The sequence below is a fragment of the Streptomyces sp. NPDC003077 genome, from assembly GCF_040611095.1.
Lineage (GTDB): Bacteria > Actinomycetota > Actinomycetes > Streptomycetales > Streptomycetaceae > Streptomyces.
Map to the genome: position 1 here is coordinate 299,337 of NZ_JBEXNM010000001.1, position 18,653 is coordinate 317,989.

The following is an 18,653-nucleotide window of genomic DNA, read 5'->3' on the forward strand; positions in this document are numbered from 1 at the left end:
CGTACGCGGCCGTGACCGGCTCGTACGGCCGCCGAATCTCCGTCCCCCAGGAGCAGCAATGCACGGCCCCGCCCCGGCCCCGCCGCCGTACCGTCCACCGTCGACGGCGGCGGTCGTCCTGATGCGGGTGGCCTTCGTGGCCATCGCCGTCCTGAGTATCGGCTTCCTCGCCTGGATTCCGCTCATCCGGGCCGCCGTGGTCCGGGCCCGGCCGCTGGGCTGGTGGCTGTTCGGGCTCGATCTGGCCCTGGTCATCGGCGTGGTGGTGCTGGCCAACGGCCACTCGGAGGACACCTGGCAGGCGAACGTCGCGGCCATCGCGCTGCTGGTCCAGATGGCGGCCGTCGTCGCGTACTACCTGGTGACCGAGATCAAGGTGGCGGGCCGCCGGGCACGGCCCACGCCTCCGGGTGCGTTGCCGGCCGCCTCCGCGCCGTATGGAGCACCACACGCTTACGGGCCCTCGGGGACGTACGGTGCCACGGGCCCGTACGCGGGACCGGCGCCTTACGGGCCGCCTGGGCCGCAGCCCCAGGCGCCGGGCTACGCGGAGACCCAGCCGGTCCCGGGCCCCGCACCGGCCCACCCCGCCTACGGCTACCCGCCCGTCCCGCACCACCACCAGGCCCCCTACGGCCCTTACGGGCAGCCGGGCGGCGCGGAGCAGCCGCAGGACCCCGCCCCCTACGACCCTTACGGGCAGGCGGGCCGGGCGGGGCAGCCACAGGACCGTCCGCAGCCACAAGACCGTCCGCAACCGCAGGACCGTCCGCAGCGCCTCGACCAGGTGCGCGCCGAGCTGGACGAGCTGAGCGACTACCTCCGCAAGGAGGAAGGCCGGTGAACGGACGTGCCGTCACTGAGAGGCAGTCAGGTGAGCAAGCGCGTGGGCATCGAGGAGCAGACCCGGTGAACGGACGTGCCGTCGCCCAGGAGGCCCAGGAAGCCGAGGACCTCCAGCGGGCCCAGCAGGCCCAGGAGGCCCAGGAGGAGAGCCGGTGACCGGGCACGTGGGCGTAGGCGTGGGCAACAAGGAGGAGGGCTGGTGAACGGGCGCGTCGTCGCCGACCGCTACGAGCTGTCGGCGCTGCTCGGGCAGGGCGGCATGGGCCAGGTCTGGATCGCCTACGACCGCCGCCTGGACCGCCGGGTCGGCGTGAAGCTGCTGCGCCCGGACCGGGTCGCGGGCACGCCGGACGCGGACGAGATGCGCCGCCGCTTCGTGCGCGAGTGCCGGGTCACCGCGCAGGTGGATCACCCCGGCCTGGTCACCGTGCACGACGCGGGCAGCGACGGCGAGGACCTGTTCCTGGTCATGCAGTACGTCGAGGGCGCCGACCTGGCCGACCACCTCGCCGAGCACGACCCCTACCCCTGGCCGTGGGCCGTCAGCGTGGCCGCCCAGTTGTGCGCCGTGCTGGCCTCCGTGCACGCCGTGCCGATCATCCACCGCGACCTCAAGCCGCGGAACGTCATGGTCAAACCGGACGGCTCGGTCACCGTCCTGGACCTCGGCATCGCCTCCGCCCTGGACACCGACACCACCCGCCTCACCCACACCGGCTCGCCCATCGGCAGTCCCGCCTACATGGCGCCCGAGCAGGCGATGGGCGGTGCGGTCGGCCCGTACACCGATCTGTACGCGCTCGGGGTGCTGCTGCACGAGCTGCTGTGCGGCGAGGTGCCGTTCGCCGGTTCCACGGCGCTGGGCGTCCTGCACCGCCATCTCTACGAGCCGCCGGTCCCGCTGCGGCAGCTCCGCGCCGACATCCCCGAACCGCTCGAAGCCCTGGTGCTGCGGCTGCTCAGCAAGGAGCCCCAGCACCGGCCGGCCGACGCGCAGGAGGTCTACCAGGCGCTCGCCCCGCTGCTGCCCGGCGCCGGCCCGGAGCAAGCCGCGCCACGCGGAACGGCCACCCCGATGGACCCCACCCGGCCGTTCCTGCACCCGCACGCCCCGTGGCCGGTGCGGGCTTCGACTCCGGCGGTTCCGGGGCCGGTGGCTCCGGTGCCGGTCGGCGAGTCGGTCCCGGTCGGCGGTCCGGTGGCAGCCGGGGGTGCTTCCGGGACGTCGTACGCGGGCCACCCGGCACCGTCCGCGTCCCCCGCCTCGTCCTCGCCGTCGCTGCCGCACCCGGCCGGGCCCGCGGGCGGCCCGGCCGCGGCCGTGGACCCCCGGATCTCCGGCCACCCGGCCGACCCCCGGACGTCCGGTGTCCAGGCGGGAGCCTCGGGCCCCGATGTCGTCGCCGCCGTGGACGAGGTCAAGCGGCTGCTGGACGAGGGCCGGATCACCCGGGCCGTGGACATCCTCGGCGGCATCCTCCCGGCCGCCGCCGCCCGGCACGGGGCGCACTCGCCGGTCGTCCGCACGCTGCGCAAGCAGTACGCGGCCACCCTGATGGACGACGGCCAGTACCGCAGGGCGCTGCCCGAGCTGCGGCGGCTGGCCGAGGAGTTCGGGCGGGAGTCCGGGCCCGGCGCGGCGCGGCAGGCGCTCCGGTTCCACTACGAGGCCGCGCAGTGCCTGGAACAGCTCGGGGAGGTGGCGCAGGCGCTCGCCGAGTACCGCTCCCTGCTGCCGCACTTCGAGCGCTATCCGGACGACCCCGTCCGGCCGTTGGAGATCCGCCGCTCCATAGGGCACCTGCTGCTCGCCCTGGGGGAGCGCGGCGCGGCACACGAGACGCTGGCCCGCCTCCTGTACGACGCGGAACGCCTGCACGGCCCACACCACGCCTTCCCCCAGGAGATCCGGCGCACCTTGGACTGGCTGGGACAGGTACGCGGCTGAGGCCGCCGCCCCTATAGAAGGACGACGGGGAGGGTACGGGCGAGAAGAGGCCCGGGGTGGGCGGGGACGCGAGGGGACGGCCGGGCCTCTCCTCGCTCGCGCATCCGAAGTCGTCGGGAATCGTTGGTCGAATCAGTGGCCCGGGGCACCCGGACTCCTTACTATCGATCAACGCCGGACGGTCGTCCGGACGCTCGTTGCCCGTCGTTCGCAGCTCGAAGGTCACACCCGAGGCTCGTAGCTCCAGCTCTTTGCCCCTTCCAGAAGCTCCGCAAAAAGCTCAGCGCCACAGCTCGCACCCACAGCTCACAGCTCGTCGCCAACGATCTCCGCCGGGAGGCCCAGTGTTCCGCCGTAGGACCGTGCTCTCCGTATCCGCCGCCGCCGTGCTGGCCACGGCCCCGCTGCTGACCGCCTGCGGCAGCGGCGCGCATCCGGGGGCGGCGGCCGTCGTCGGCGGAGAGCGGATCACCGTCTCCCAGCTCCAGGCCCGGGTGAACGACATCCGCGCCGCGCAGAGCGCCTCCCCGCAGGCCGCCGAACTCGTCCGGAACACCGGCCGGCTGAACCTGGCCACCCTCAACAGCATGATCTTCGAACGCGTCCTGGAGCGCGGGGCGAAGGACGCCGGCGTCAAGGTCACCCGGCGCGACGTGCAGCAGTGGCGAGCCGCCGCCGAGGAGCGCGCGGGCGGCCCCGAACGGCTCAAGGCCATGTGGCTCCAGCAGGCCATCGCCCCCGACGAGATCGACGGCGTCGTGCGCAACCAGCTCCTGATGGACGGCCTGGCCCGGCGGGTCGGCGCGGACCGCACGCAGCCGGACGGCCAGCGGCGCCTGGCCGAGTCGCTGGCCCGCACCTCCCGCTCCATGGGCATCGACGTCAACCCCCGCTACGGCACGTGGGACGACCGGCAGGTCATCCTGGGCGAGCACCAGGACCGCTGGCTGATGAACGCGGCGCCGCCGCAGGGGCCGGGCATGGGCCAGGAAGCCGGGCAGCCGGGGGGCGAGGCGGACGGCACGGGCTGATCGGGCGCTGATCGGTCACCGGTCGGACGCCGCTCGGGCGCCACTCGGACATCGATCGGACGCGTCTGCGTCCGCGTCCCCAGCTCGACGGCACCGGCTGATCGGACGTGTCCGCGTCCCCGCACCGGCGGCCCGTCCGCCCGATGTCAGTGGCGTACGTTACGTTCGATGGGTGAACGCTGATGCCACCAACGAGACCGTCCGACGGGCGAACGCGGACGCCGCCGAGGAGACCGGCCGGCGGATAGGTGCGGACACCACCCCCGGCACCGGCCGCCTGGTGCTGCTCACCACCAGCCACCGCGTCGCCCCCGGCCTGCTCTCCTGGCCGGCTTGGCAGGCGCTGCGCGCCGCCGACCGGGTGCTGTGCGCGGACGCGGCCCACCCCCAGCTTCCCTACCTGCGCGAAGCCGGCGTTCGGGTCGAGGTGGCCGAGCCGACCGCCCGCGAGCTGGTCGACCACTGCGTCTCCGGGGGCCGCGACGTGGTGGTCGTCACCTCGGCCGAGGGTGAGAGCGCCCTGACCGACGGCCTCGCCCGGCTGGCCGGTTCCGGCCGGGAGGCGATGCCCGACCTGGAGCTGCTGCCCGGCTCGTACGACCTGCCGGGCGCCCGCCTGCTGGACCTCGTCCAGGTCATGGACCGCATCCGCGCCGAATGCCCGTGGAGCGGCATCCGCACGCACGAGGACCTGGCGAAGTACGGCCTCGAAGAGGCGTACGAGATGGTCGAGGCCATCGAGGAGGGCGACCGGGCGGCGCTCCGGGAGGAGCTGGGCGACGTCCTGCTCCAGGTCGTCTTCCACGCCCGCATCGCCCAGGACGACCCGGACGAGCCGTTCTCGGTGGACGACGTCGCGGGCGGCATCGTCGCCAAGCTCATCCACCGCCACCCGCACGTCTTCGGGGACGAGGTCGCCGAGACCCCCGAAGAGGTCAAGGCCCACTGGCTGCGCACCAAGGCCGTGGAGAAGGGGCGCACCTCCGTCACCGAGGGCGTGCCCCTGGGGCAGCCCGCCCTGGCGCTCGCCGCCAAGCTCGGGTCCCGGGCCCGCACGGCGGGGATCGACGCCCTCCCGGACGGGCCGGGCATCGGCTACGAGCTGCTGGCGCTGGCGGTCCGCGCCGAAGCGGAGGGCACCGACCCGGAGACCGCGCTGCGCGCCGCGGCCCGCACGTACCGGGACGCGATCCGGGCGGCGGAAGGGATACCCGCCGGGTGGGACGCGGACGGGGAGGAGTGATCCGGCCGGGGGCGCGGAAGCGGGGAGCCGACGCGGGGGCCGTCGGTGAGGGTTTGCGAAATCTGTGAGCGGAAGAGCGCCGAACCGAGCCCGTCCGGCGTTTGAGGACAACGCCCCCGGCGTTCACCGGCCCCAGCGCCCACAGCTCCCGGGGTCCACCGGCCCCAAGACCACCCCAACCGACCCGCCCACCAGGACCGGCCACCCCGTGCCGACGGAACGCCCGGCACGTCCACCAGCACGCCCCCTCCGGCGGAGCCGGAACGGGGCCGGCGGGCCCGAGACACAACCGGCGGGTCCGGGACACAGCAGCCGGGCCCGCCACGCATCGCCACGCATCGAGCCGCCCCCGAGGGGTACCCGTGCCAGATGACAGCACTGATCCCACAGGTGACACAGCCGGTGGAGCTCGCCGCGTCCCACGACTTCTTCGTCGGGATCGGACCCGCGCTGGTCGGCATCATCGTCGTGATCCTCCTGATCCTGGCCGTGGCCTTCGGCTGGCGCCGTCGCCGCCGCGAGCCCGCGCCGCCCCGGCCGCAGGACCAGCCGCGCCCGCCCACGGACCCGCGTGGCTACGAGACCGGTAACCGCGAGCCGGACGAGGTCCCGCGCAGCGACGAACGGATGCTCCCGCACGAGTTCAAGGGCAGCGAGGGCACGCGTCCGGGCGACCCGAACAAGGAACAGAGCCCTTGGCAGGAGGGCCACAGCGGCTCGTTCGGCAACGGCTGAGCCCCGGCGGCGGCTCTGAGTCCCGGCAGCGACCGAGCCTCGGCAGCGGCCGAGTTCCGGTAACGGCCGAGCGGGGACGCGGAAGGGCCGACGGGGACTCGTAAGCCCGGCGGAAGCCCTTAATACGAGCCTGCGGAAACTCCGGCGAGCCCGCAGAAGTCCCCGGAAGTCCCCGGAAGCCCCCGCGAGCCCCGGAAACCCCGGCGAGGGCGGGACCGCGCCGGGGCGGAGACGAGGCTGCGCCGGGGCGACGGCGAGGCTGTGCCGGGGCGGAGACGAGGCTGCGCCGCCAGGGACGAGGACGCGTCCGGCCCGGCGCCGCAGCACGGACCGGCGTGCCCGGGCCGGGGCCACACCGCCCACACCGCCGACGTACCGGGAACGGCGCCGAGGGCCCGTCGCACCGCAGCCGTACCCGGCGCGCCGCACGGCTGCAGCCCCGGCCCGCCCCAGGCAGCGCCGAAGCGGACCGCCGCTCTCCGTCCCCCGCACCCAACGGCTACCGTCGAGTGGGTGCACGATCACGACCAGCGGACCCCGACCCACCAGCCCCCCGCCCCGACCGGCGCCCAGGCGCGGGAAAAGGCAGCGACCGACGCGCCCGCCTGCCCCCACGCGCCGGGCACCGCCGCCCCGGCCGCCCCACCCCCCTGCCCCGAACTCTTCACCTGGGAGTTCGCCTCCGACCCGTACCCCGCGTACGCCTGGCTGCGCGAGCACGCGCCCGTCCACAAGACGACGCTGCCCAGCGGCGTGGACGCCTGGCTGGTGACGCGGTACGGGGACGCCCGGCAGGCGCTGGCGGACGCGCGGCTGTCGAAGAACCCGGTGCACCACAGCGAGGCGGCGCACGGCAAGGGCAAGGTCGGCATCCCGGGCGAGCGCAGCGCCAACCTGATGACGCACCTGCTGAACATCGACCCGCCGGACCACACCCGGCTGCGGCGGCTGGTCTCCAAGGCGTTCACGCCGCGCCGGATCGCCGCGTTCGCGCCGCGCGTGCAGGAGCTGACCGACCGGCTCATCGACGGGTTCGCGGACCGGGGGGAGGCCGACCTCATCCACGAGTTCGCCTTCCCGCTCCCCATCTACGCCATCTGCGACCTGCTGGGCGTCCCGCGCGAGGACCAGGACGACTTCCGGGACTGGGCCGGGATGATGATCCGGCACGGCGGGGGCCCGCGCGGCGGCGTGGCGCGGTCGGTGAAGAAGATGCGTACCTATCTGGCCGACCTGATCCACCGCAAGCGCGCCGAGCTGCCGGCGGCCGGGGCCGCGGACGAGGACCTGATCTCCGGCCTGATCCGGGCCTCCGACCACGGCGAGCACCTGACGGAGAACGAGGCCGCCGCGATGGCCTTCATCCTCCTCTTCGCCGGTTTCGAGACCACGGTGAATCTCATCGGCAACGGCACCTACCAGCTCCTGCGCCACCCGGACCAGCGGGCCCGGCTCCAGCGGGCGCTCGCCGAGGGGGACACGGAGCTGCTGACCACCGGCATCGAGGAGCTGCTGCGGTTCGACGGCCCGGTGGAGCTGGCCACCTGGCGGTTCGCGACCCGGGATCTGACGCTCGGCGGGCAGCGGATCGCCGAGGGCGATCCGGTCCTGGTCGTGCTGGCCGCCGCCGACCGGGATCCGGAGCGGTTCGAGGCGCCGGACACGCTGGACCTCGCCCGGCGGGACAACCAGCACCTCGGTTACGGGCACGGCATCCATTACTGCCTCGGCGCGCCGCTGGCCCGTCTGGAGGGGCAATCCGCGCTGGCCACCCTGCTGACGCGGCTGCCGGACATCGAGCTGGCGGTGGCTCCGGAGGAGCTGCGCTGGCGCGGCGGACTGATCATGCGGGGGCTGCGGGCCCTGCCGGTGACCTGGGACGCGAAGGGCGACAGCGACCCCGCAACTGACACGTCGTCACCACTTTAACGCATGCGTGACCTCCGCGTGATCTTTGCTACACCGGCTTGTGACGGTCCGTCGCCCCCGCTACGTTCTTGCGATCGACAACTCAACCGCCGCTCGAAAGGCAACCGCATGCGCTCCGGGAACGGCCGACACCGTCGCCCCCGTCAAGCTCCGGCCATCTTCGTGACGGCGGGTGTCGCCGGCGCGGGAATCGCCATGCCGCTGTTCGGCGCCGCCGGCGCCGCCCACGCCGCGGACACCGCCACATGGGACCGCGTCGCCCAATGTGAAAGCGGTGGCGTGTGGAGCGCCAACCAGGGCAACGGCTATTACGGCGGCCTTCAGCTGAGTCAGGACCTGTGGGAGAGACACGGCGGGACGGCGTACGCCTCCCGTCCCGACCTCGCCAGCCGGTCCCAGCAGATAGCCGTGGCCCAGGCGATCCTGGACGCCCAGGGCCCGGGCGCGTGGCAGAACTGCGCGACCGACGCCGGGCTGGCCAAGGGCGGCAAGGCCCCCAGCGTCGACCCGGGCGGCACCGCCACGCCCGCCCCGGCCCCCACGCACTCCGCGCCCGCCACCCCCGCGCCGACTCACGGGTCCACGCCGTCCGGCACCGCTTCCCCCGACGAGTCCGGCAAGTCCGACAAGTCCGGAACCGGTTCCGGCGCCGGTCGCCGCGCCCCCACCGACACCCGCACCCCCGGCCACACGCCGTCGCCGGACGCCGGCATCCCGGCACGCGACGGGACACGCGGCACCGCCGACCCGTCCCACCCGTCGGGCACCGCCTCCCCGGACGGCGCGACCGGCTCGTCCGCGTCCGGCTCGTCCGCGACCGACCCGTCCACGGCCGACCCGTCCGCGACCTCCCCCGAGACCGCCCCGCCGTCCGGCGCCGCGACCCCGGGCGCCCCGACCGCCCCGGACGCCGCCGACGCCCCCGCGCAGGGCCGGCATCGCGGCCCGCAGGACCCGGCGGAGGCGGGCGGCGCGGACGCCGACCGGTCCGCAGGGCGGCACGCGTCGCGCGGCGGCGGGGCCCGCCCGGAGGCGCCCGTCGCCGACGACTACACCGTCCGCCCGGGTGACAACCTGTCAGTCATCGCGGAGCACAAGGAGGTCCCCGGTGGCTGGCCCGCCCTGTACAAGGCGAACGAACGTGTGATCGGGGACGACCCGGACCTCATCCACCCTGGTCAGCGGCTGGTCCTCGACCACTGACGACCGCGGGAGGGTCTTCGGGGGCCGGTGCCCGGTGGGGCGCCGGCCCCCGAAAATCAGGGGCTTTTGGGGCGCGATGTCCCGGTTTAGCGAAAGTGAGATATGGGTCTCGTTCCCTTCCGGCGTGTCCCGGCCCGTCCTTCGATTCGATACCGCCGTCTACCTGCGGAAATGCACGCATTGCGGCCCGCGGAATGGTCAATTCCCGGTAACGGCAGGGGTTTGAACGAACAGCAGTTTGATGCTTACGGTCATGACCGCTCGCCAAAGCGGGCCCGACGATCACACGCCGAATCCTGCCGGTGATCGGAGGACGTCGACGCGTAAGCGCCGTAGGCAGGAGCGGGGGAACCAAGGTAGGCGCCGGCCCCCGGCCCGTGAGAACGGGACGGACCGGCTAGGGGTGAAGCCACGTGGCAACACGAGGCCGGGCAACTCTCCTGCCCGAACCCGACAGCTCACCTCGTAGGCGTCGGTGAGGGAAACCACCATGCTCAACGCCAAGGGCAAGCACCGCCGTCCGTCCAAGGCCGTCCGCGTCGCCACGCTCGCCGGTGTCGCCGGTGCCGCCGTGGCCGTGCCGCTGATGGGTGCCACCTCCGCGAACGCCGCCTCCGTCTCCACCTGGGACAAGGTCGCCCAGTGCGAGTCCGGCGGCAACTGGTCGATCAACACCGGCAACGGCTACTACGGCGGCCTCCAGTTCTCCCAGTCCAGCTGGGCGGCGGCCGGCGGCCTCAACTACGCCTCCCGTGCCGACCTGGCCACCAAGGGCCAGCAGATAGCCGTGGCCGAGCGGCTGCTCGCCATGCAGGGCCCGGGTGCCTGGTCCTGCGCCGGCGCCGGCAACCTGTCCGCCGGTGGCCCGAAGGCCGACGTCAGCACCTCCGGTTCCGGCTCCTCCTCGCACACCCGGAGCCAGTCGCACTCCACCTCGCGCCAGGAGACCCGCGCCCAGGCCCCGCAGGCCAAGCAGGCTCCGCGCCAGCAGGCCCGCGAGACCGTGCGCAGCGCCCCGGCGCAGCCGCGTGCCAACGTCGTCAAGGGCCACGGCAACTACACCGTCAAGTCGGGCGACACCCTGGCCAAGATCGCTGCCGCGCACGGCACGAACTGGAAGAAGGTCTACGCGGACAACAAGTCCGTCATCGGTGGCAACCCGAACCTGATCTTCCCCGGCCAGAAGCTCAACGTCTGATCCGGACCCCGCAGGGAGTCTGATCCGGGCACCCGGGGAGTCTGATCCGGACCCTTGGGAGCCCGATCCGGACCCCCGGGGAGCCCGTTCCGGCCTCCCCCCAGGGACTCGGGCATCGGTCCGCTCCCCGTCCCGCCCCGGGACGCCCCCCCGGACGGACCAGGGACGCTCGCTCGACGAGCGCCCCGCCCGACACCGCCCCGCCGTGCCGCGTACCCCCCGAATGCGGCACGGCGGGGCTTTCCGTTGCCCCGGCACCCCGCCGGAGCCGACGGCCTCGCCCACCCGACAAATCCGGATTGGGCCTTTCGCGCCCACCGTTCCCCCAGTGTTCACCGGCCGCCCGCCCCCCGCTCCCGCGGACGCCGGGGCTCCCGGACCGGCGGAAACGGCGCGGCACCGGAGCCAAGTACGAGTTGATTCGTACAGCCTCCCACCAGCGCGTTAGTCGTGCGATCGCCCCCACCCCACCCCGCCGTCGGGCAACTTTCCCGTTGAGCGAACAATGTCGGGATACGGGCAGTGAACTGGGCCTTTGGTCCTCTTTTTGTCCCACGGGCCGGGCCGAGGGCGAGCGGAACCCCCGGAGGCCGTTAGGCTCGTGCCGCAGAACTCAAGACACCCATGAAGGAGACAACGTGCCGTCCATCGACGTCGTCGTAGCTCGCGAGATCCTCGACTCGCGAGGCAATCCCACGGTCGAGGTCGAGGTCGGCCTCGACGACGGCAGCACCGGCCGTGCCGCCGTCCCGTCCGGCGCCTCGACCGGCGCCTTCGAGGCCATCGAGCTCCGTGACGGTGACCCGAACCGCTACCTGGGCAAGGGCGTGGAGAAGGCCGTCCTGGCCGTCATCGAGCAGATCGGCCCGGAGCTGGTCGGCTACGACGCGACCGAGCAGCGCCTGATCGACCAGGCGATGTTCGACCTGGACGCCACGGACAACAAGGGCTCCCTGGGCGCCAACGCCATCCTGGGCGTCTCCCTGGCCGTCGCGCACGCCGCCTCCGAGGCCAGCGACCTGCCGCTGTTCCGCTACCTCGGTGGCCCGAACGCGCACGTCCTGCCGGTCCCGATGATGAACATCCTCAACGGCGGCTCGCACGCCGACTCCAACGTGGACATCCAGGAGTTCATGATCGCGCCGATCGGCGCGGAGTCCTTCTCCGAGGCCCTGCGCTGGGGCGCCGAGGTCTACCACACCCTCAAGAAGGTCCTGAAGAACCGCGGCCTGTCCACCGGCCTGGGCGACGAGGGCGGCTTCGCGCCGAACCTGGAGTCCAACCGCGCCGCCCTGGACCTCATCCTTGAGGCCATCAAGGAGGCCGGCTACACCCCGGGCCAGGACATCGCGCTGGCGCTGGACGTCGCCGCGTCCGAGTTCTACAAGGACGGCGTGTACGTCTTCGAGGGCGCCGAGCGCTCCGCCGCCGAGATGACCGAGTACTACGAGGAGCTCGTCGCCTCCTACCCGCTGGTCTCCATCGAGGACCCGCTGTACGAGGACGACTGGGCCGGCTGGAAGGTCATCACCGAGCGCCTGGGCACCAAGGTCCAGCTCGTCGGCGACGACCTGTTCGTCACCAACCCGGAGCGCCTGGCCCGCGGCATCGAGGAGGGCTCCGCCAACGCCCTCCTGGTCAAGGTCAACCAGATCGGCTCGCTGACCGAGACCCTGGACGCCGTCGAGCTGGCCCAGCGCAACGGCTTCAAGTGCATGATGTCGCACCGCTCCGGCGAGACCGAGGACGTCACCATCGCCGACCTGGCCGTCGCCACCAACTGCGGCCAGATCAAGACCGGTGCCCCGGCCCGCTCCGAGCGCGTCGCCAAGTACAACCAGCTCCTGCGCATCGAGGAGATCCTCGACGACGCCGCGGTCTACGCCGGCCGCTCCGCGTTCCCGCGCTTCAAGGGCTGACGGCGGCGGGCGGCTCCCGGGCCTTCCTCCCGGACGCCGCCCGCACCCGGTGGGGGGCCACCCGATGGCCCCCCACCGGCCGACAGACGGCGGTCCCGGCGCGAGGTGCGCCGCGTCCCCGGTGACGGTCCCGTACCGTTGCCGGGGACGGCTGTGCTTCCGGGGGCCGGTGGTGTCCGGCGCCCGCACGGGAGCGCGGCCCGCGCCGGGCGCGCGGTGCGCCAGGACGGAAGCCCAGGGGAGGCGAAGTGCCCGCGGACCGGTTCTCCACCGCGACACGGCTCAAGGCGCTCGGCGAACAGGCCGCGGCCCGGGTCGGCGGCGCCCGCCCGGCACGCCGCGGACGCAACCGGCTGACCGGCCGGGCCGCGCTGCTGGCCCTGGTGATGTGCGCGCTGGTCGTCGCGCTGGCCTACCCGATGCGGCAGTTCGTCGAGCAGCGCTCCGAGATCGCCGACCAGCGCCGCCAAGCCGAGCAGGCCGCCCGCGACCTGGACCGGCTGCGCGAGGAGAAGGCGCGCTGGCAGGACCCGGCCTACGTGCGGCAGAAGGCCCGTCAGCACCTGCACTACGTCCTGCCGGGCGAGACCGGCTACATCGTCCGGGACGGCTCCGGCTCCGGCCGCCCGCCCCAGGGCGAGAGCGCCCCGGAACGCCCCTGGTACGAGAAGTTCTTCGACGGCCTGGACGCCACCGACCGGGACGGCGGCAGGTAGCCGCCGGACCGCAACGGCCCCCTCGGCCGCGCCCACCGGTGGGCGCGCCGACGCGCGAGCCCGTCCGCCGCCGTAGTCTCGTACCGCCGTACGTCCTCGCGCGTACGCACCCGCAGTCCGTCCCGCCACGTCCCTTCACCGAAGGCCCTCACCGAAAGCGCTCATGGAAACGCCTCCGCCCCAGACCGAGCCCACCCCGCCCACCGACGCGGACGTCGCCGCGTTCAAGGAGCAGCTGGGCCGCCCGCCGCGCGGCCTGCGCGCCATCGCGCACCGCTGCCCGTGCGGCAACCCGGATGTCGTCGAGACGGCCCCGCGCCTGGAGGACGGCACCCCCTTCCCGACGCTGTACTACCTGACGTGCCCGCGCGCGGCCTCCGCGATCGGCACGCTGGAGGCCAACGGCGTCATGAAGGAGATGACCGAGCGCCTGGCGACCGACCCCGAGCTGGCCGACGCCTACCGCGCGGCCCACGAGGACTACATCCGGCGCCGGGACGCCATCGAGGTGCTCAAGGGCTTCCCCAGCGCCGGCGGCATGCCCGACCGGGTCAAGTGCCTGCACGTCCTGGTCGGCCACTCGCTCGCGGCCGGGCCCGGCGTCAACCCGCTCGGTGACGAGGCGCTGGCCATGCTGCCCGAGTGGTGGAAGAAGGGGCCGTGCGTCACCCCGTGCGACGGCGCGGCGGCGGACGTCTGCGAGACCCCCGGCACGGACGGACCCACGGACCAGAGCCAAGGAGCCTGAGTGAAGCGCGTAGCGGCCATCGACTGCGGGACGAACTCCATCCGCCTGCTGGTGGCGGACGTCGACCCGGACACCGGCGAGCTCAAGGACCTCGACCGCCGGATGACGATCGTCCGCCTGGGCCAGGGCGTGGACCGGACCGGGCGGCTGGCGCCGGAGGCGCTGGAGCGCACCTTCGCGGCCTGCCGCGAGTACGCCGCCGTGATCGAGGAGCTGGGCGCGCGGCACGTGCGCTTCGTGGCCACCTCGGCCTCGCGCGACGCGGAGAACCGGGACGAGTTCGTGCGCGGCGTCGTGGACATCCTCGGCGTCGAGCCCGTCGTGATCACCGGTGACCAGGAGGCCGAGTACTCCTTCACCGGCGCGACCAAGGAGCTGACCGGCCGCACCGACCTGGACGGCCCCTACCTCGTCGTCGACATCGGCGGCGGCTCCACCGAGTTCGTGCTGGGCACCTCCTCGGTGCGGGCCGCGCGCTCGGTGGACATCGGCTGCGTCCGGCTGACCGAGCGCCACCTCGTCCAGGACGGCGAGGTGATCGATCCGCCCACCCCCGACCGGATCACCGCCATGAAGCGGGACATCGCCGCCGCGCTGGACCTCGCCGAGGAGAGCGTGCCGCTCACCGAGGCGGGCACGCTGGTGGGCCTGGCGGGCTCGGTGACCACGGTCGCCGGCATCGCGCTGGGCCTGGACGCGTACGACTCCGCCGCCATCCACCACTCGCGGCTCACTCGCGAGACCGTCCGCGAGATCAGCGACCGGCTGCTGACCTCCACGCACGCCGAGCGCGCCGCGATCCCGGTCATGCACCCGGGCCGGGTGGACGTGATCGCCGCGGGCGCCCTGGTCCTCCGCGAGATCATGGACCGCACCGGCGCCACGGAGGTCGTCGTCAGCGAACACGACATCCTGGACGGCATCGCCCACAAGCTGGCCGAGGACCTGGCGGCGGGCGAGGAGGGCTGAGCGCCCCGCTCGATGTTCAGCGGAAGGGCTGAGGGGCGTGCTTACCCTCGGCCTGTGGAGACGGCGCCGGGGCCTTGGGGCTCCGGCGCCGTCTCCGCACCTGCCTCGGTGAAGAGGTCCGCGAGGAGTTCGGCCATCGTCACCGTCGCACCGCCTTCGGCCAGGGCCGCTTCCGCTTCCCGGGCCAGCAGCAGATCGGCCGCCTCCTCCAGCGCGTCGTGGCCGGCGATCGGCACCACGGCCGCCACCGGCACGCCGTGGCGGGTGATCACCGTGGAGCAGCCTCGTTCGGCACGGCCGACGGGGTCCGCGAGGCGCGCACGGGCTGCCCGGACGGTCACAGAGCTCTGCGTCATGCGCACAGTGTGCGCGTCAGCGGTGCCCGTGGGGGCGGGAACGGCAGCACTGGGAAGTGGTGACGGGCACGAGCCGAGCGCCACCCGCTCCCCCCTGAACCTGCCTCAGTTCGTCACCCCGGCCGGGGCGTTGCGCGCGCGATCGACTGTCTCGGCGGGCGTGGACGAGGGGCCTCCGGGCGCGTCCCGAGGGCCGGACGGCCCCTGGACGGCAGGGTTCCGATGGGGTGGTGGGGAGAAAGTTCGTGAAATCCTTCACATGAAAAAGGGGCCTGTTGGGCGCACAAAAGGGACTTCGAGCCCTGGGGGGTCGGCCTTAAACCCTTCCGGGCCGGGAATCGGGCGGTTTCGTGCGGGTTAAGGGGGCGCTTATGTCGCGGGTGGTCCAGCGGCGCGCGGGCGCGCAATGCCTGTTCAGTGGGGGTGCCCAACGCTTTGGAGGGCTCAGCGGTTCCCCTGTGGCGCTATGGCGTCGATCACGAAGCGGCGGAGTGTAGCAGATGCCTTCGTACAGCTTGTGAAGGGGCGCACGAGGTACCCCCCGTGTGGGGGTGGATACTCGACTGCATGAGCACCACGGAGCGTCCCAGGATCCTCGTTGTAGGCGGTGGGTACGTTGGCCTGTACGCGGCGCGCCGCATCCTGAAGAAGATGCGGTACGGCGAGGCGACCGTCACGGTCGTCGACCCTCGCTCGTACATGACGTACCAGCCCTTCCTCCCCGAAGCCGCAGCCGGCAACATCTCCCCCCGCCACGTCGTGGTCCCGCTGCGACGCGTGCTCCCCAAGGCGGAGGTCCTCACCGGCCGCGTCACGACCATCGACCAGGACCGCAAGGTCGCCACGATCGCCCCGCTGGTCGGCGAGGCGTACGAGCTGCCCTTCGACTACCTGGTCATCGCCATGGGCGCGGTCTCCCGTACCTTCCCGATCCCCGGCCTGGCCGAGAACGGCATCGGCATGAAGGGCATCGAGGAGGCCATCGGGCTGCGCAACCACGTGCTGGAGCAGCTGGACAAGGCCGAGTCGACGACCGACGAGGAGGTCCGCCGCAAGGCGCTGACCTTCGTCTTCGTCGGCGGCGGGTTCGCCGGCGCGGAGACCGTCGGCGAGGTCGAGGACATGGTCCGCGACGCCGCCAAGCTCTACACCAACGTCAAGCGCGAGGACATGCGCTTCCTGCTCGTCGACGTGGCGGACAAGATCCTGCCCGAGGTCGGCCCCAAGCTCGGTGCCTACGGCAAGGAGCACCTGGAGAGCCGCGGCGTCGAGGTCTACCTCAAGACCAGCATGAAGTCCTGCGTGGACGGCCACGTCGTGCTCGACAACGGCCTTGAGGTCGACGCCAACACCATCGTGTGGACCGCGGGCGTCAAGCCCAACCCGGCGCTGGCCCGCTTCGGTCTCCCGCTGGGCCCGCGCGGCCACGTCGACACCGCGCCCACCCTCCAGGTGCAGGGCACCGACTACATCTGGGCCGCGGGCGACAACGCCCAGGTCCCGGACCTGGTCGGCCGCAAGGCCGGCAACGAGAACGCCTGGTGCCCGCCGAACGCGCAGCACGCGCTGCGGCAGGCCAAGGTCCTCGGCGACAACGTGATCTCCGGCATGCGGGGCTTCCCGCAGAAGGAGTACAGCCACGCCAACAAGGGTGCGGTCGCCGGTCTCGGCCTGCACAAGGGCGTCGCGATGATCGTCATGGGCAAGATGAAGATCAAGCTCAAGGGCCGTCTCGCCTGGTACATGCACCGTGGCTACCACGGCATGGCCATGCCGACCTTCAACCGCAAGATCCGCGTCCTGGCCGACTGGACGCTGGGCCTGTTCCTCAAGCGCGAGATGGTCTCGCTCGGCGCCATGGAGAACCCCCGCGAGGAGTTCTACGAGGCCGCCAAGCCCGCCCCGGCGCCCGCCGCCAAGGCGGACGACAAGGAGAAGGCGAAGGCCTCCTGAATCTCCTGGAGGCTCCCGAGTCTCCTGGCGTCTCCTTTGGGGCCCTTCGAGTCTCCTGAGCCTCCTTCGCGGCTCCTGGTACACCTTGAGCCTTCCGGGTCTCTTCAGGGTCTCCCGAGTCTCCTTTGAGTGACGCGGCGGTCCGGCCGGGCCGCCGCGACACCGCACACCAACGCCGAAGGGGCGTCTGCCATCCGTGGGGCAGGCGCCCCTTCGGCGTACGCGCGGTGGCGAATGTCGGCCGGTTTCCTGTTCGCTCGACTTACCGTGTGCTCGCTTTACTGATCCCTTGCAAGCGAACGGGACTAACGTGGCGCCCATTTGACGTTTTTCGTGGTGGGTGAAACTTCTTCGCCCCACTCGTCATCACGGAGGTGTGCGACATGGCCGACGCCGCTGGACGGCTCACCCGGATCGCCCAGGAGGTGCTGGGAGCCCCGCTCCCCATCCGCGTCCGGGCGTGGGACCGCAGCGAGTCCGGTCCCCCCGGCGCGCCCACCCTCGTCTTCCGCAACCGCCGCGCCCTGCGCCGCCTGCTGTTCAAGCCGGGCGAGCTGGGCCTGGCCCGTGCCTGGGTCGCCGGCGACCTGGACGTGGAGGGCGACCTCTACCAGGCACTGGACCTGATGGCGGAACTCGTCTGGGAACGCGGCGAGGACGCCGCCCCCACCGGGCGCGGCGCCGCCCTCCTCTCCCTGGCCCGGCGGCCGGAAATCCGCGCCGCCGCCAAGGAGTTGCTGACGCTGGCCGGCACGCCGCTGCCGCCCCGGCCGCCCGTGGAGGAGAACCGCGTACGGCGCGGCCCGCTGCACACCCTGCGCCGCGACAAGGAGGCCATCAGCCACCACTACGACGTGGGCAACGCCTTCTACGAGCTGGTCCTGGGCCCGTCCATGGTCTACTCCTGCGCCTACTGGGAGGACGGGCCGGACGCCACCCTGGAGGACGCCCAGCGCGACAAGCTGGACCTCATCTGCCGCAAGCTCGGCCTGGAGGAAGGGCAGCGGCTGCTGGACGTGGGCTGCGGCTGGGGCTCGATGGTGCTGCACGCGGCCCGCGAGTACGGCGTGCGGGCCGTCGGCATCACGCTCTCGGAGGAGCAGGCGGCGTACGCCCGCAAGCGCGTCGCCGAGGCCGGGCTCGCCGACCGGGTCGAGATCCGCGTCCAGGACTACCGCGAGATCCACGACGGGCCGTTCGACGCCATCTCCTCCATCGGCATGGCCGAGCACGTCGGCCGCGCCCAGTACGCCGAGTACGCCGCCGACCTGTACGCGCTCCTCAAGCCCGGCGGCCGACTGCTCAACCACCAGATCGCCCGCCGTCCGCTGAAGGACGAGGACGGCTACCAGGTCGACGAGTTCATCGACCGGTACGTCTTCCCGGACGGCGAGCTGGCCCCCGTCGGCCGCACCGTCGCCCAACTGGAGGACGCCGGGTTCGAGGTCCGCGACGTGGAGGCCATCCGCGAGCACTACGCGCTGACGCTGCGCCGCTGGGTCGCCAACCTGGAGGCGCACTGGGACCGCGCCGTGCGCCTGACCTCGCCCGGCCGCGCCCGGGTGTGGCGGCTCTACATGGCGGCCTCCGCGCTGTCCTTCGAGCGCAACCGGATCGGCGTGAACCAGGTCCTGGCGGTGCGCACGCCGGAATCCGGCACCTCCGGGCTGCCGCTGCGGCCCCGCGTGTGGAAGGGGTGAGGGCGGCGGGGCGCCCGTAGGCCCCCGGGCGGCTCGCGGAGCCCGTACGTTCTCGGCCGACGAGCCCCTTCGGGCGGGCGGCGCGCGTCCGAAGGGGCTCCGGCCGACCGGTCGTCCGCGTCCGTACGCGCCTCCGGCCGACCGGTCGTGCGCGTCCGT

The 18,653-nt window shown here is 73.1% G+C and carries 15 protein-coding genes and 1 riboswitch; of the genes, 14 read left to right on the forward strand and 1 reads right to left on the reverse strand.

What is annotated here, in order from left to right; genetic code table 11:
* Positions 1 to 58 precede the first annotated feature (58 nt).
* The 12 genes from ABZX96_RS01230 to ABZX96_RS01285 all read left to right on the forward strand — a co-directional run bounded on the left by ABZX96_RS01230 (position 59) and on the right by ABZX96_RS01285 (position 14,485).
* Positions 59 to 844 carry a hypothetical protein gene (locus ABZX96_RS01230; protein WP_355535749.1) on the forward strand — a complete coding sequence of 262 codons (786 nt, stop codon included), beginning with the start codon at positions 59 to 61 and terminating at the stop codon, positions 842 to 844.
* Positions 845 to 1,045: 201 nt separating this feature from the next.
* A complete protein-coding gene (locus ABZX96_RS01235) occupies positions 1,046 to 2,794 on the forward strand; it encodes a serine/threonine-protein kinase (protein ID WP_355535752.1) in 1,749 nt (582 codons plus the stop codon).
* Positions 2,795 to 3,138: 344 nt separating this feature from the next.
* Positions 3,139 to 3,825 (forward strand): SurA N-terminal domain-containing protein, encoded by a 687-nt coding sequence (locus tag ABZX96_RS01240; protein WP_355535755.1) that lies wholly within the window; start codon positions 3,139 to 3,141, stop codon positions 3,823 to 3,825.
* A gap of 244 nt (positions 3,826 to 4,069) precedes the next feature.
* Complete coding sequence (locus ABZX96_RS01245) at positions 4,070 to 5,068, forward strand: nucleoside triphosphate pyrophosphohydrolase (RefSeq protein ID WP_355535907.1); 999 nt, start codon at positions 4,070 to 4,072, stop codon at positions 5,066 to 5,068.
* Positions 5,069 to 5,437: 369 nt separating this feature from the next.
* The gene (locus tag ABZX96_RS01250) at positions 5,438 to 5,803 is read left to right on the forward strand and encodes a DUF6479 family protein (protein WP_355535758.1); all 366 of its coding nucleotides are present in this window, start codon (positions 5,438 to 5,440) and stop codon (positions 5,801 to 5,803) included.
* Between the two features lie 513 nt (positions 5,804 to 6,316).
* Positions 6,317 to 7,732, forward strand: coding sequence for a cytochrome P450 (locus ABZX96_RS01255; protein WP_355535761.1), 1,416 nt, complete (start codon positions 6,317 to 6,319; stop codon positions 7,730 to 7,732).
* A gap of 195 nt (positions 7,733 to 7,927) precedes the next feature.
* Positions 7,928 to 8,935 carry a transglycosylase family protein gene (locus ABZX96_RS01260; protein ID WP_355535764.1) on the forward strand — a complete coding sequence of 336 codons (1,008 nt, stop codon included), beginning with the start codon at positions 7,928 to 7,930 and terminating at the stop codon, positions 8,933 to 8,935.
* A 277-nt stretch (positions 8,936 to 9,212) separates the two neighbouring features.
* A riboswitch (cyclic di-AMP (ydaO/yuaA leader) is annotated at positions 9,213 to 9,422 on the forward strand.
* 3 nt (positions 9,423 to 9,425) lie between these two features.
* A complete protein-coding gene (locus ABZX96_RS01265) occupies positions 9,426 to 10,133 on the forward strand; it encodes a transglycosylase family protein (RefSeq protein WP_355535767.1) in 708 nt (235 codons plus the stop codon).
* A gap of 638 nt (positions 10,134 to 10,771) precedes the next feature.
* Positions 10,772 to 12,052: a phosphopyruvate hydratase gene (eno, locus tag ABZX96_RS01270; RefSeq protein WP_355535770.1), complete on the forward strand. Its 1,281-nt coding sequence runs from the start codon at positions 10,772 to 10,774 to the stop codon at positions 12,050 to 12,052.
* 248 nt (positions 12,053 to 12,300) lie between these two features.
* A complete protein-coding gene (locus ABZX96_RS01275) occupies positions 12,301 to 12,768 on the forward strand; it encodes a septum formation initiator family protein (protein WP_355535773.1) in 468 nt (155 codons plus the stop codon).
* 163 nt (positions 12,769 to 12,931) lie between these two features.
* On the forward strand, positions 12,932 to 13,516 hold the full coding sequence (locus ABZX96_RS01280; protein ID WP_355535776.1) for a DUF501 domain-containing protein: 585 nt from the start codon (positions 12,932 to 12,934) through the stop codon (positions 13,514 to 13,516).
* Positions 13,517 to 14,485, forward strand: coding sequence for a Ppx/GppA phosphatase family protein (locus ABZX96_RS01285; protein ID WP_355535779.1), 969 nt, complete (start codon positions 13,517 to 13,519; stop codon positions 14,483 to 14,485). It abuts the gene before it with no gap.
* Positions 14,486 to 14,526: 41 nt separating this feature from the next.
* Here the strand turns inward: ABZX96_RS01285 and ABZX96_RS01290 are convergent, their stop codons facing one another.
* Positions 14,527 to 14,841, reverse strand: coding sequence for a type II toxin-antitoxin system prevent-host-death family antitoxin (locus ABZX96_RS01290; RefSeq protein WP_355535782.1), 315 nt, complete (start codon positions 14,839 to 14,841; stop codon positions 14,527 to 14,529).
* 567 nt (positions 14,842 to 15,408) lie between these two features.
* On the opposite strand from ABZX96_RS01290, the gene ABZX96_RS01295 reads away from it, so the two are divergent.
* Together ABZX96_RS01295 and ABZX96_RS01300 are read left to right on the forward strand one after the other, a co-directional pair.
* A complete protein-coding gene (locus ABZX96_RS01295; protein WP_355535785.1) occupies positions 15,409 to 16,794 on the forward strand; it encodes an NAD(P)/FAD-dependent oxidoreductase in 1,386 nt (461 codons plus the stop codon).
* A 383-nt stretch (positions 16,795 to 17,177) separates the two neighbouring features.
* Positions 17,178 to 18,494, forward strand: a complete 1,317-nt coding sequence (locus ABZX96_RS01300) for a cyclopropane-fatty-acyl-phospholipid synthase family protein (RefSeq protein WP_355535788.1) — start codon at positions 17,178 to 17,180, stop codon at positions 18,492 to 18,494.
* Positions 18,495 to 18,653 lie beyond the last annotated feature (159 nt).